This is a genomic window from Spongiactinospora rosea (assembly GCF_003315795.1).
GTDB classification, from domain to species: domain Bacteria; phylum Actinomycetota; class Actinomycetes; order Streptosporangiales; family Streptosporangiaceae; genus Spongiactinospora; species Spongiactinospora rosea.
In genome coordinates this window covers 1-13,629 of the sequence record NZ_QMEY01000041.1, presented here as the reverse complement: position 1 = coordinate 13,629, position 13,629 = coordinate 1, and the positions used below count along the sequence as shown (strand labels likewise).

Below are 13,629 nucleotides of genomic sequence, written 5' to 3'. Positions count from 1 at the left end.
CCGGGCAGGGGGCCGCCCGGGGCGGCCGGTTGGAGGGGACGGCTCAGGCGGCGGCCGGCTGACGCAGCCAGGAGGGGACGGCCGAGGGGGTGTCTTTCAGCCATGCCGCGTATCGGGCGACGCCCTCGGTGACCGTGATGCCGGGCTGCCAGCCGAGCAATGCGGTCATCCGTCGGGTGCAGGCGTAGCCGCCCAGCGGGTCGCCGGGCGGCCGTGGCGTGTCGATGACGGTGGCGTCCGGGTAGTGGCGGCGGACCAGGTCGGCGACCTGCCGGATGGTGGTCCCGGTCCCGGTGCCGATGTTGAGGGTCTGGTTGTGCGCGGCGGGCACAACCAGGGCGTGCAGGGTGCCGGTGGCGATGTCATCCACGTGCACCAGGTCGCGTACCTGGTGGCCGCCGCCGTTGAGGTGCAGCGGCAGCCCGAGGGCGGCGCGCATGCAGAACCAGGCCACCACCCACGAGTGGCTGTTCTCCTTGACGACCTGCGGTTCGCCGTAGACCGAGAAGTAGCGGACGATCACGTACGAGGTGCCCGCCTCTCCCAGGACGGTGGCGGTCTGGAACTCGCCGCACGCCTTGGTGCTGCCGTAGATCGACACCGGCTGCAGCGGCGCGTCCTCGGCGAACGGGGCGTGCCCGTCCTCGCCCGGCGGCTGGTTGCCGTAGACGCTGGCAGAGGAGACGAACACCACCCGGCGCACGCTCGGCGTCGCGGCGGCGGCATCCAGCACCCGTTGCGTGCCGACGATGTTGGTCTTGATGGCGTCCACGGAGCGCCTGGTGCAGGCGGCGACGTCGGCCAGGGCCGCGGCGTGGATGACGTAGTCGCAGCCGTCGATGAGCTTGTCCACCACGCCGGGCTCGGCGATGTCGCCGACATGGAAGTCGGGGTCGTCCAGGCTGATTCCGAAGTGGTCGTGATACACCTGCCGGGGATAGGCGTCGATCTTGCACAGGGACAGCGGGCGCGCGCCGATCCGGCGCAACTGCGCCGTCAGGCGGCTGCCGATCAGTCCTCCGGCTCCCGTGACGAGCACGGTCATGCCCGTCAGCTGGTGCAGGGACATGCGCGCTCACCTCCTCGCTTGTGACGCCGACCGATCCGGGGTCGGCTGGTGCCTTCCACGAAACCGGAGAGAAGGGGTCGGCCGGGAGGGCGCATGAGGGGGCGCACAAATCGCCGATCAGGTTCACCGGCTGCTCCGCCGACGTTACCGTATGTGGCATTCGCGGGAGCGCATCGCCGAGCCTCCAGGAGGCGTCGTGGCCGCATCGGGACACCCCCCGAACCTCGCGCTGGAGAAACTGATCGCCGAATCCGGCGCCAGCCACAAGGCGCTGGCCGCCCGGGTCAATCAGCATTGCCAGGCCCAAGGCAAGGCCGCCCGCTACACCCACACCTCGGTCGCCAACTGGATCTCCGGGATGATCCCACGCTGGCCCACCCCGAAGGCGATCGCGGCCGCCCTGTCCGAACGGCTCGGCCGACCCGTCAGCGTGGCCGAAATCGGCATGCCGCAACCGGCGACAACCTCCCCCGAGATCGGGTTGGATTTCCCTCGTGAGCTTCCCCGCGCCATCGATGTCGCCGCCGCCTGGTGGATCCTGGGAGACCAGGTGAACCGCCGCGCGTTCGGCCGCCTCGCCTTCGCCGCAGCGGCCTTCACCACGCCCAGCACCCGGTGGCTGATCCAGCCCGCCGACGCCGACGCCGCCCTCCAGCCCCCGCGGTCGCGTGGCCGCCGCGTCGGCACCGCCGACCTCGCCGAACTCCGCGACGCGGTCGAGCACGCCCGCCACATCGACTCCAAGTACGGCGGCGGCTCCTTCGGCTCCTGTCTGGTGGCCACGTGCCTGCGCGAGCGCGCCGTCCCGCTGCTGAAGGGCAGCTACACCGACGCCGTGGGCCGCGAGTTGTTCTCCGCCACCGCCCAGCTCGGCCGCCTGGCCGGATATGCGGCCTGGGACGTCGGCGACCAGGCCGGCGCCCAGCGGCACTACATTCAGGCCCTGCGTCTGGCCCGCGCCGCCGGCGACGTGCCCCTGGGCGGCTACGTGCTGGCCTCGATGTCGCTGCAGGCCGGACTCAACGACCATGTCGAGGACGCCATCGACATGGCCCAGGGCGCCTACGAGCGCGCCCGCGACCAGGCCACCCCGCGCACGCTGGCGTTCTTCAAGCTGGTCGAGGCCCGCGCCCACGCCCGCGCCGCCCGCCGGCACGGGCGCGCCTGCGCACGCCGGGCCGCCGCTCTGGCGCTGGCCCACTCCGAAACCCTGCTCGGCCAGGCCCATCCCGACGACGGCGACCCCGTCTGGATCGACTTCTTCACCCACGCCCGGCTGGCCGCCGACGCCACCGAGATCCACCGCGACCTGCAGATGCCGCACATGGTGATGCGGTTCGAGGAGATGGCCACCATGCCCGCCCTCACCTACACGCGCTCGGCCGGCATGCGCAACGCCATCGTCGGATCCGCCCACCTGCAGGCCCGCCGTCTCGACGAAGGGCTGGAATACGGCCACCGCGCCGTGGACATCCTCTCCCGCGTCGCCTCCACCCGATCGCTCACCTACGTCAACGACCTCCTCCACGCTCTGACCCCATGGGATGCAGAATCCAGCGTGCGCCAGTTCCGCCGCCGCGTACGCCAAGAGCTCCGCACCCCCGCATAGAGCCACGCCCGCAAGCACGCCCCCGATTCCCCGGCCGGAAGGACCGTGCGTCCATGAGCAACGGCAAGCGCCTGCGCCGGCAAGCAGGCGTCGAGGAGAGGAGAAACGGTCACACCCGCCAGTTACGGTGAAGGCCAACCCCACCGTGTGGCCTGAAGGGCTCGTGACGTGACCAGACAGCGCACCCCGGTCGAGCAGGACGCGTTCCAAGCATGGATCTATTTCCCCGTCAAGTCTGCGTGTTGAAGTTTTTTAATGCTGTCTTCCCGACGTCCAGATGTCCGGCGGTGCCCGGCCGGATGAGGGGCAAGGACGCGACGGAGGCGCTCGGCCATCCCTCGGTGTGAGGCGTGTTCCTCCAGTGAAGTTGTCCGGGGAAGCGGAAGGAAAGGCTCAACAGCTGCCGGTCAGTACCAGTGACTACGAGGCTCCACCAGACGTGTCGCTGGCGGCGAGGTGGTCATGCAGGGCCGCGTGGCGGAACTGGTAGACCGGGCCGACGGCGCGCAGCAGCCCCAGGCGGTGGGCGTCGTCGAGGAAGTCCATGACCCGCCAGGGAAGCCGGTGTTGGAGGGCTAGCTGGGTCACCGCGATGGTGCAGACCAGCCACGCATGATGGTTGCCCATCACGAGCCCGGTCCCGAGCCCGGTCCCGAGCCCGGTCCCGAGCCCGAACGTGAGCCCGACCGTGAGCACGATCATGAGCACGATCACAAGGTCCGCCCAGATCTCGCCTCGGGCTCCGATCGAAGGCCCGATCCAGAGCCCGACCCGAAGCCCGGCCAGGAGCCCGACCGTGAGCCCGGCCACGACCATTCGCAGAAGGGATAGCGTTCTGTCGGCTCGCCAACTGGTGCGGGGTGTGCTGGTCGATGCGAGTGTGGGTTGTTCCGCCCGGGTGATCAGCCCGTATGGCAGTGTGGTCCCGAGCCAGACGAGGAGCCCGACATCGAACGCGAATTCGAAATTTAACTCATCGAGATGGAACTCGTAATCGAAATAGAAATACATCTGTACGAACTCGCCCGCGAGCCCGGACAGGAACCCGATTGCGAGCCCGGCCGTGAGCCCGAACGTGAGGGTGCCTTTTAGAGAGCGGAAGAGAAGGGATGTTCGTCCGCGCAGGCTCGGGTCTGCGTAGCCCGGTTTTTCGTTAACCCAGGACCTGGCGCGCACAAGCCCGCTCGCGAGCCCGAACGCGGTGCCGAGCACGATCCCGACGAGCCCGAAGAGCCCGAACACGATCACGGGCGCGATCACGGGGGTGGTCCCGCGCCAAATCGCGAGCGCAATATCGATCATCCCGGACACGGTAGGGAACGCGATCCCGACGAGCCCGAACGCGAGCCCGAACGCGAGCCCGAACGCGATCCCGAACGCGATCCCGAACGCGATCCCGAACGCGATCCCGGTCGCGATCCCGACTGTTGATCGGATGTGCGGTGTGGTGCGGGCGATGTGCCACCAGGTGATGTCGCGGGTGGTGGATGGGGGGAAGGCGTGGGCCAGGTAGGTCAGGTGGCGGCAGGTGGTGTCGGGGTCGAGCCGGTGGCGGGGCCGGAAATGGTCGGCGGGGTCGGTGCTGGGCGGTCGGGCGGCGATGACAGCGGGGATGACGTGGTCGAGCAGATGGGCGCGCAGCGCGTCGGCGTCGCCGCCGAGCGGGCCGGTCAGCGGGCTGGGGTCGGTGCCGGGGGTGACGTAGACGGTGCGGATCAGCCACAGGCCCAGCGGGGTGGCGGCGAGCTGGGTCAGGCCGGGGACGGTGCGGGAGCGCAGGGCGGTCAGGGTCTGCTTCCAGGCGTCGGTGGGGGAGGCGGGCAGGCAGGCGGTCAGGTAGTCGGCGGCGGCCTGCGCCGCGACGGGCGTGGGGACGATGACCGCCGCGGCGGTCATCGGGCGGCCGGCCTCGTGGACGGCGGTGGTGAACTCGGTGCGGCGGCTGGTGAGGATGAGTTGGTCGCGGGCGGTGAGCGAGGCGTTGAGCGCGGCGATCACCTGGGCGCGGGCGGGTGCGGGGATTTCGTCCAGGCCGTCCAGGACGGGCAGGATGTGGCCGCCGGAGACGAGCGCGGCCGCGGCGCCGGCGCCGAGCTGCGGGGCGGCCAGTGCCGGGTAGTCCTGGGCCAGGCGGACGGTGAGCCAGTCTTGCAGCAGGGGGTGGGTGCTGGTGTCCCAGCCGGAGACCGGCAGCAGCACCGGCACCGGCACGATCTCCCCCTCGCCGACGCCGGTCTGGTCGGCGGCGCGGGTGGCCAGCAGTTGCAGGAGCAGTTGGATGGCCAGGGTGGTTTTGCCCATGCCCGCGCCGCCGGTGATGACCAGCCGCCGCCGGGTCAGGGCGCGGAAGTCGCGCGTAAGGGCGGCGATGTCGTCGCTGCGGCCGTCGAAGGTGAATGCGGTCGCGGTGCTGATCAGCCGGGGGGTGCTCATCACTGTCTCGTTGGTGGTGAGGTGCCAGCGGACCGGGATGGGTTCGGGGTCATCCAGCAGCCGGTTGCGGGCTTCGTCCTGCCATTGCTCGCGCACCAGATCGGCCAGCGCCTCGGCGGCTCTGGTCACATCGGCCGGATTTCCTGCGGCGGCGGTGCGGCGTTTGGCCCACGCCACCACGGCGGCCACGGCCACCGCCGCGGCAATCGCGACCGCGGCCAGATCAGCCGTATTGACCGGGTCTGCTGGATTCAGCACGCGCCATACCAGGACCACCGTCGCGACCAGCGCGACGATGGCCAGCAGAGCGACTGGATTCCACCAGCGGATAGGGCGTCGGCTCACACCGATATGTTCGCCGCCGACCGGCACCGGCGGCAGGCATCACGACCCATCTCGGTGCCGAATCGTGATCACCAACAGCCGGCAGCGATCATCATTGACGCCTCCTCAGCGGCGACGGTGCAGCGGAGTGACGTTCGGTTCTGGCAGCTCCAGCTGCTTGCGCAGTTCCTGGTTCTCCAGGGTGAGCTGGTGAACAGCCCGGACCAGAGCAGGAACGTCCTCCCGAATCTGCTTGAGTTCCTTGTTCTTGTTCGCGATCGTCTTCTTCAGCTTCTTGATCGTCTCGCGCAGCCGCACCTCGACGTCAGGGGTGGCCCCGCGGGCTTGCACCCGCTGATAGAACTCGTTCTTCAGGTCCGTGTGGCGCTGCGTGAGCGCGTTCCGGGGGACGTCGGCCTCCTGGGCCAGCGCGACGATCGTGAGCGCGCCGGTGGAGTTCTCCGGCGCGCCTGCCAGGATGCGGTCCATGGCGGCGCGGATGCGCTCACGTTCGTCGAGGGCGGGGCTCACGTCGTCGTCTCCTGCAGGGTGATCCGGGTGCGGTCATGATCCTCGGCCAGGCCGCGCAGCTGGGCGGCGCGGGCCCGGAGCCGATCGCCGACCGGCTGAGGAGCGTGCGCGGCCGTTGCGGGCCGGTCGGGCAGGTGGGCCATGACGGCGGCGGCTTGGTTCCGGTCCCGAGCACCCAACAGCGCGCCCAGCACGTCATCCACTCGAACCCGCACGACTCCATCACCGCCGCCCCCATCTCCAGAGCCGGTGCCGCCGCGGGTCAGCACCGCGACCAGCGCGGTGGTGTGCAGGTCCAATACCCGCCGCGGCCCCTGGCCCAGCTCGATCTCCACTCGTTCCGGGTCAGTCAGGCCGAGTTCGGCAGCGAAGTATGGAATCGCCTTTGCCGCCAGTGCCCGGTCGGGGGTACCGAAGGTCACCTGCTCGGACAGGGTGATGCCCGCCCGGCATCGTAGATCAGGCGGCGCACTGCCGCGCTCTCTCCGCCGAGGCGCTGCCACCATTCCCCGGCCGAGCGGGCCAGAAGCAGCACACGAACCCGCCCAGTATCGTCGGCAGCGACATCGACAAGCAGTCCTGGCAGGTCAGCGCGGGTCTCGGCGTAGTCGTTGACCAGCAACACCGGCCTGTCCCACTCGCCTCGCCCGGCTCGCCACTCCGACAAAGCCTGGACCTCGCGGTCGTCTGCGACGTGGATCACCTGCCAGCCATGCTCGCGCAGGCGCAGGCCGAGCTCGATGGCCAAGCGGGACCTGCCGATCCCACCCGCCCCGATGACCAGCCGAAACCACCCGGCCTCGCCAGTACCGGCGTCATCGGCCCGACACCAGGCCGCCAACTCGGCCAGCTCGTGTTCGCGGCCTTCGAAGGGCACCACCCGCCGCCAGGGCCGGAGCAGATCGGCCGGACTGTCGGCAGGTAGTTGTTCGGCGACACCGTCGGAGCACTCGATCGCGGCTCTTCTCTCCCGCAGGCGATCCAGGACGGTGGGTGCGAACCCGCCTGCCACTGCCGCGAGTGCAGCTGACAATGCGACCGGCAACGTCTTGCCGTCCGCCAAGGCAGCCGCCAGCGTCCCCATGGCGACAGCCGAGACCACTGTGGTGGGCACTGCTGCGCGGAACCGTCCAGGCACACTTCCTGTGTAGCGCGGCGTGGCTCAACGGGGCAGCGGTTTGAGCGAAGTTATTGGATTGCCGCGCATCGGCAACTTTAGGCGGCTCATCAGTGGACCAGCGCGATAGCGTGCTGGTGTCCCGCTGAGGGCGAAGCCTGGTACGGCTGCCTTGCAGCCGACTGGATTACCGAGGGACCGGAGGTCATGTCGCCGTGAGCGGCATAAGCGTTAAGCTGATTCCGAGGAGTAAGGCTTAGCCATTGAGTGAGCCAGTCGTACGCCGATGTATGGCCGCTTGAGAGTGGTCGGTCTGGTTGTGAAAGAGCGCCTGGCAGACGCTGCGTCGCCTTAGCCGCTCGCGGCCCCGACTGTTTAAACAAACCTAATTATTAGAGGTGCTGGATGGTTGGCGCGGACTGTGTATTCGAGCGCCACCTCAACTAGCTAGTACTTACGCAACTTGCTCCCTCCTTTTCTTTTGATGCTCTGTGCTGTAATTGGATCGCTTGCGCGCTTGATCAGGGGGGGCATATTTAGGTAAAGCCTCACGGGAATCGTTGCTCTAGCTTCCGCTTCGTGATTTAATTGAAGTGACCAAAGAAAGGAGTGGCTCGCACTTGTGGGCCACAAAGGAGCGGAGCAAACATGGACAAGGCGGTTTTCGGAAAGTACGTCCCTACGACCGTGCCGGGAGCCACTCTCGCGCCGGAGGACATGGCGCGCGTGACGGCGGATGACTGGATGGACATCCGGAAGCTGGCGCGAGGCTACTGCCGGACCGTGGACGCGACCCGACCGCGGAAGCGGATGGACGGCAGCGCGACGGTGGTACAAGCCGGCTACGCCCCCTACGGCACGGACGACGTCTCGGACGACGTCACGCAGGACGCGGCGCTGATGTTCGCCCAACGACTGCGCGACATCACCGCGTCGTACCGACCGGCGGACGAGGCAACGCCCACAGAGGGAGCCTGGATCTACGTCCGCCGCGACGGCGGGCAGATGGTCATCACCCGAACGACGCTCAAGCGGTGGGCCGTGCGTGATGCCGCCGCGCGGAACGGCTACCGGGCGGACGTCGCGCCTGAGCGGCCCGAGTCGGCTCCGGGTGATCACGCCACGAGCGCTCGGCCAGACGCCGGGAGCGCCGCACAGGTGGCCGTGGCCACCAGTGCCGCGCAGAACAGCGAAGCCATCTTCCGCACGGCCTTCGGGGACGGCAGTGAATTCCCCATCATCACGAACACCCTCAAGATGGCGTCTCAGGCGGACGACCTGGGGCGTGCGGGCTTTCTCAACTCACTCGCTCAGCAGATGCACGGCGGCGCGTACGGTTCGCGCTACAACGTGATCAGAGCGCGTAACGCAGGACGGGCCGAATGGCGCGAACTCTCGGAGCGTCTCGACGAGGCCAGAAACACACTCGTGTACGGCGGTACGGAACCGGCTAGCGACTGACCATACGCCAAAATAGGGCCTCAGAGCCAATCTGAGGCCCCTATTCGTTGCCGCGATTCCATCGGGCCTGGGTCTGAAGAATCTTGTGCTGCTAAGACGGTTCGACCTGCATACGCACCGTATTTAAGTAGGGACGGAGCGCGCTCTCGCCGAACTGACATACCGCGCTCGCAATGTATTTACCGGCTCTGGATGTCATGTGTCGGTACTCGCCAGGCCGGTGCCATTGCCGCTATGGCGCCATCCGGTCGCCGTGATTTCCCCCTGCTCGCTCATGGCGCGCATGCCGAGTTTCCATTCGTCCTCGACGGGTCCAGCCCGGCCTCTTCAGCCCCACATCCCCTGGAAAGGAGGAACCATGGACAACACTTCCCCCAACCGTGGCACGCGCCCGCCACGGCCGATCAGTTTGGATGATCTGATCGTGTCTCGGGGGCGGGTGATGCGCGTGGTCGCGGTCGGCCAGATCGCCCCCCATACTCTGACGGTCGTGTCCGAAGCCGATCACGGCGCCGATCTGGAGTACGTGATCCCCGCCTTCGTCGATCCGCTACCCCAGGACGGTGAGCGGATTCTCTGCTGGCGCTGCCTGCGCTGGACGCACCTGTGGATCGATGCCACACACATCAGCCGCAGTTCTGGGCAGCGCATGCGCCTGATCTGCTGCTCGCGCTGTTTCATCGAAGGTCGAGCCGTCCGCGACTGCGAGATCCACGCGATGAGTTCCGCAGTGCGGCCCGAGCACCTGCAGTACCCACGATGGCCCAGCGAGCGGCCTTCCTCCTCGTAGCGGACGAATCACCTACCGCGCTGGTGATCAGGCCACGCGCGGTGGCGGGCCAGGAGGCGGATGCGCGCCTCCGCTCCCGTCCTGCATCCGCCCTGGCCCCTATCTGACTCTCACCACCCCAGCTCAAACGCGCACAGGTTCGCCTCTGCCTCGCTGCCGTGGACTCCACTTCCCCGCCTCCGGCCGTCGGGCCGGGGCACACGCATCTCTGGAGGTCGATCATGTCCGAGCCCAACCGAGTTGTGCGGCTGCAGAACGCCGCCGACCTCATCGCGATCGTGCCGTACCTGCTGGGCTTCCACCCGGCGAGGAGCCTTGTCGCTCTTACGATCATTCCTCAGGAGGAGAACACTCCTGGATACGGTGGCCTTCGCAGCGTCGTCTGGATCGACCTCCCGGCCGATCGTGGCAACGCGCCGAACGTCGCGAACCGGCTCACCACACTGCTTGCAAAGGAGCCGCTCGGGTACGCGGTTCTCATCGGGTACGGTTCCGGTTCACAGGTCACACCAACGATGGACGCCGCCTCGGGCGCGCTCACCACGGCCGGGTTTGACCTACTAGAAGTGCTCCGGTGCGACGAAGGCCGGTACTGGTCCTACATTTGCACCGAACCCGCCTGCTGCCCGCCCGACGGCGTACCGTACGACATCACAGCCTCCCCGGCGGAGGCCCACGCGATCATGGAGGGGATGGTCGCACTGCCGGACCGCGGAGCCTTCGACGCCAGCCTGGATTGGATCGACGGCCCGCTCCGGGAAGCGATGCGGGAAGCCACAAGGACAGCCCGCGATCGCGCCGAAATGCTGCTCGCCACAAAGGATGGCCGATTCTGGTGGCAGGAGGGAACAGAGCGCATCAGCGCGGCGCTCGAACGCACCCAGGACGGCGACGACCTCACACCCGCCGATCTCGCATGGCTCGGCGTACTCCTCACCTCAAGGCTCATTCGCGACGCGGCCATGACCTACCTGGGGAAGTTCCCCGATCGGGTACACAGTCGGCTCTGGCACCTGCTCACGCGCATGGTGGAGCCCGAGTACGCCGCAGCACCGGCGACCTTGCTCGCGTACACCGCAGCACGGCGCGGAGAGTTGCCGCTGGCGCATCTCGCGACCTCCCGGGCTTTGAGCATCGATCCGGACTACCGGTTGGCGACCATGATCCGCTATGCGTTGACCAAGGGACTGACCCCGCCGAACTTCGCCGCCATCGACTGGGGCTCACGAGCGGAGCAGATGGCTTCCGAAGCGGAGATGAACTCCCCGCTGAGCCGCCCGATCCTGCCGGACGGGCGGTGAACGGCATGAGGTAAGCACGATGCGGCTCCGCCGCCGTGGTCGGCGTGATCGCGCACCTTCTGTCCATCCAAGCGGAGGTGGCACGGGAGATCGGCGATTTCCGGCTGATCGGTCCCCCCGAGCCGAGCCGCAACTGAGCCGGATGGCACGGCTACTGAGCCGAATCGACGTTTGCGCGAAGACACATCCGCTTTCGCAGTCCGTACACGCGGGAGAAGGCAGTAGCGCCGTCGCTCGGGTCCTCGCGGTCTGCGAGCGAACGGCCGAGCGGCTGGCGGGCACACCGTGGTGGACCAATGCCGATGTTCCCGCCTCGGAACTGCACATGACCTACCGTGCCACCAGCGAGGCCATCGACCTGTTGGCCGGTCACGCTGCTACCGGAGTCCTCACTGTCGCGGCGGTCGCCCCGGTTCTCCGGGCGGTCTGGACATTGGCCGACCTACGCAGGGTGGACCGTCCTACCGCCGAGGAGGCGGCAGTAGCGCTGGATCTGCGGAACGGCGGCGGTGCCCCGGCGTGAGCCGTGCGTGCCGTGGCGGAGTTCTCACCGCTCCCCACGGCACTGGACGCCATACGCTCAGGTGCGACGTCGGGTACCGCAATGGCGGCTGCTGTACGGTTTCGCTGACGCGGTGGGCGCGACGCCTTCCCCTCTGCCGATCGTGGCCCTGGACGGATATGGCGAATGAGAGCGGGTGAGCCGATGAATCAGGCGACCGCAGACCTGCTCTTCGACGTGGTCCGACGTCTGGAGCAGAGCATCATCGCCCGCGACTGCCCGGCGATTGTGGCAGTGGAGGGGCAGCGCAAGCTCGTACTGAGCGACTACGACTACCTGCGCGACCGGGACGCGTCCTCGGCCTTCGAGGAACGGGCGGCGGCGAAGGGCTGCGAGGTCGCCGCCGTACGCTGGGCCTTGGCCGTCCCTCAGGTATGGATTTTCAAGCCGCCGAGCACGATCGCCATGCGCGCCGTGTCCAACCATCCGCTCAGGGAAGGCGAGCAGGAAGCGATCACCTGGATGACCTTCGACCAGGCCGACGGCATCGACTACGGCCGCGTGGCCTACGTACGCCGCCCGAGCGGGGAACCGATGTTCGAGGAGCCGGAGATCTTCGAGGTGGGCATCCAGCCGAGCGAGGAGATGCCGGGCTATGTCCTGCTCCAAGCGTTCCTTGGCGCGGACGATTAGAGACGATACGAGGGCCGGCCCATGCGGACCGGCCCTCTGACCGGACTTCTATCTCTCTGACCAAAGAAAGGACGGAAGCGGTCTCGACCAGAGTATGCCTCCGTGCGCCCCTCGCGGACATGATCCGATCCCTAAGTTGCCCAACCGGAGATGTGCAGCACCGGTGCCCGGCTGCGGCGTGCTGTGCCTGCCAACAGCTGCGACCTGCGATGTGCCGCGGAGGACGTGGACATCGACTATTGACGGCGAGCAGCCCAGGAAGGCGGCGATCTCGGCGTGGGTCCATCCGCTGACAGGTTGGCGATCGCGTCCACAACGGTTCGCGCGGTGAAGGCATCTTCGGGACGGGCTTTGGAGGTGAGTGAGGCCCAAACGGCCGTGCCGGTCTCGATGTGATCTGCCCAATCACCGCCGGTGGTTCGTTGTGCTCGGGTCGCGGTCTTGTTCACCAGGTTGCGTGCCCCGGCACTACGCCCGGACGCGGGCCGCTACGGGCGGTTGCCGTCCAGGAAGTAGGCGATCGCCAGCAGCAGCGCCACGGCGGCGCCGAACCCTCCCGCGCCGGTCAGCATGGCGCCGGGCGCCGTGGTCCCGCCGATAAGGGCCAGTGTCCCGCCGGCGATGCCGATGAGCGCAGCGGCGAGGATGATGATCGCCATCCAGATGGCGCGGGGATTGCTCATCAGTCGTGTCCCTCCTGATCCCCTGCCCACGTTCGAGGCCGGGAGCGGATCGATGACCTTTCCGTGAGTTCCCTGGACGCGTCCGGTCCGAGGGCCTCTGAGCGCAGGTGGTCGAAGACCAGCGCATAGCCGTGGACCTGTAGCGGCTCTTCGACCCTGCGGGCGCTGTGCAGATGCTCCAGGTAGACGACGTCTTGGAACTCCGGGAGTCTCAGGTGGATGAACGAGCTGGTGTTGACCGGATGCTGGGCGTCCTGGGGGAGCGCTTGCACGCGGACATACGGCAGTTGACTGACCTCGATCAGTCTTTCGGTCTGCTCGCGCATCACCGTTGCGCCAACGAACTGACGCAACAGGGCCGACTCGTCGAGAACGCCCCAGGTGGTCGGCGGCTCCGGCTTGCTGATCAGCCGATGGTAAGCGGTGCCGTATGGTGGAGAGTGATCACTGGCGCCCGCAGTGCCACCATGTTCTGCCAGCATGCTTACCCCGCTGGCGAGCTGGTCCACGCTACCTAGTGTCGGACCTCCATGATCAGGCAGGGGAAGCACGAACCACATCAGCCCGACAGTTGCCAGGCACACTCCGGCCAGCGCGAACACCAGCGACACGGCACGGCGAGATCGCGAGCCCCGGCTACGCGGCGGCTCATTGTGAGGGACATGGACGCGGCGCGGAGGGGGCCGACCACTCTCCACTCAAAGGCACTGTGGCCCGGGTTCGACATAATTCGGCGCCCTGGAGGCACGGATTTGGTGTCTGAGCTGGGCGGATATGGGTGTGGCCCGCCTGGAGGCGTTTCTCTAGGCGGTCGGGTTTGTGCTGGTCAGCGGGCTGCGGGCTGGAGGTCGATGACCTGCGTGGGACGGGGGATGTCGAGCTTGGCCAGGAGATCGGTCTGTGGCTTGGTGAGGGCGGTGATCTGGCGGAACAAGCCTGCGGGGCCGGTGAAGGTGCCCAGGTGGAGCCGGTCGAGGTCGCGGCGGCAAGCGGGCCAGGTGCTGCCGGTGGTGGTCTCGATGATTCGGATGAGTAGCAGGGCGAGCCAGCACAGGATGACGTGGGCGCGGATGCGTTCTTCGAGCCGGTGATAGACCGGCCGCAGATCGATGATCT

13 protein-coding genes and 1 pseudogene are annotated in these 13,629 nt (G+C 67.9%); 6 read left to right on the top strand and 8 right to left on the bottom strand.

The features are described from left to right. Positions 1 to 43 precede the first annotated feature (43 nt). Positions 44 to 1,069, bottom strand: a complete 1,026-nt coding sequence (locus DP939_RS42995; protein ID WP_113986619.1) for an NAD-dependent epimerase/dehydratase family protein — start codon at positions 1,067 to 1,069, stop codon at positions 44 to 46. 196 nt (positions 1,070 to 1,265) lie between these two features. On the opposite strand from DP939_RS42995, the gene DP939_RS42990 reads away from it, so the two are divergent. Beyond that, positions 1,266 to 2,678, top strand: coding sequence for a sporulation protein (locus DP939_RS42990; RefSeq protein WP_113986651.1), 1,413 nt, complete (start codon positions 1,266 to 1,268; stop codon positions 2,676 to 2,678). Between the two features lie 420 nt (positions 2,679 to 3,098). Here the strand turns inward: DP939_RS42990 and DP939_RS42985 are convergent, their stop codons facing one another. From DP939_RS42985 to DP939_RS42970, 4 genes are all read right to left on the bottom strand, one after another. Further along, the gene (locus DP939_RS42985; RefSeq protein WP_113986618.1) at positions 3,099 to 5,456 is read right to left on the bottom strand and encodes an NACHT domain-containing protein; all 2,358 of its coding nucleotides are present in this window, start codon (positions 5,454 to 5,456) and stop codon (positions 3,099 to 3,101) included. 105 nt (positions 5,457 to 5,561) lie between these two features. Further along, positions 5,562 to 5,966, bottom strand: a complete 405-nt coding sequence (locus DP939_RS42980) for a kinetochore Spc7 family protein (RefSeq protein WP_199565794.1) — start codon at positions 5,964 to 5,966, stop codon at positions 5,562 to 5,564. Next, complete coding sequence (locus DP939_RS42975) at positions 5,963 to 6,388, bottom strand: hypothetical protein (RefSeq protein WP_147268375.1); 426 nt, start codon at positions 6,386 to 6,388, stop codon at positions 5,963 to 5,965. Before DP939_RS42975 ends, DP939_RS42980 begins: the two co-directional genes overlap by 4 nt. After that, a complete protein-coding gene (locus DP939_RS42970) occupies positions 6,385 to 7,050 on the bottom strand; it encodes a hypothetical protein (RefSeq protein WP_147268374.1) in 666 nt (221 codons plus the stop codon). The genes DP939_RS42975 and DP939_RS42970 overlap by 4 nt, the downstream gene beginning before the upstream one ends. 681 nt (positions 7,051 to 7,731) lie before the next feature. Here DP939_RS42970 and DP939_RS42965 point away from each other — a divergent pair. The 5 genes from DP939_RS42965 to DP939_RS42945 all read left to right on the top strand — a co-directional run bounded on the left by DP939_RS42965 (position 7,732) and on the right by DP939_RS42945 (position 11,830). Further along, entirely contained in the window at positions 7,732 to 8,544 is an 813-nt protein-coding gene (locus tag DP939_RS42965; protein ID WP_199565793.1) for a hypothetical protein, read from the top strand. A gap of 358 nt (positions 8,545 to 8,902) precedes the next feature. Continuing rightward, positions 8,903 to 9,334: a hypothetical protein gene (locus DP939_RS42960; RefSeq protein WP_147268373.1), complete on the top strand. Its 432-nt coding sequence runs from the start codon at positions 8,903 to 8,905 to the stop codon at positions 9,332 to 9,334. A gap of 221 nt (positions 9,335 to 9,555) precedes the next feature. After that, positions 9,556 to 10,635 (top strand): DUF4192 domain-containing protein, encoded by a 1,080-nt coding sequence (locus DP939_RS42955; RefSeq protein ID WP_113986614.1) that lies wholly within the window; start codon positions 9,556 to 9,558, stop codon positions 10,633 to 10,635. A 142-nt stretch (positions 10,636 to 10,777) separates the two neighbouring features. Next, the gene (locus DP939_RS42950; RefSeq protein ID WP_158578987.1) at positions 10,778 to 11,158 is read left to right on the top strand and encodes a magnesium chelatase subunit ChlI family protein; all 381 of its coding nucleotides are present in this window, start codon (positions 10,778 to 10,780) and stop codon (positions 11,156 to 11,158) included. Between the two features lie 183 nt (positions 11,159 to 11,341). Beyond that, entirely contained in the window at positions 11,342 to 11,830 is a 489-nt protein-coding gene (locus tag DP939_RS42945; protein ID WP_113986612.1) for a hypothetical protein, read from the top strand. A 488-nt stretch (positions 11,831 to 12,318) separates the two neighbouring features. On the opposite strand, the gene DP939_RS42940 is transcribed toward DP939_RS42945, so the two are convergent. The 3 genes and pseudogenes from DP939_RS42940 to DP939_RS42930 form a co-directional block, all read right to left on the bottom strand. Further along, entirely contained in the window at positions 12,319 to 12,513 is a 195-nt protein-coding gene (locus DP939_RS42940; protein WP_113986611.1) for a hypothetical protein, read from the bottom strand. Then, positions 12,513 to 13,022, bottom strand: a complete 510-nt coding sequence (locus tag DP939_RS42935) for a DUF5753 domain-containing protein (RefSeq protein WP_113986610.1) — start codon at positions 13,020 to 13,022, stop codon at positions 12,513 to 12,515. The genes DP939_RS42940 and DP939_RS42935 overlap by 1 nt, the downstream gene beginning before the upstream one ends. A 317-nt stretch (positions 13,023 to 13,339) precedes the next feature. Then, positions 13,340 to 13,629: pseudogene (locus DP939_RS42930) on the bottom strand (IS1634 family transposase); the annotation flags it as partial.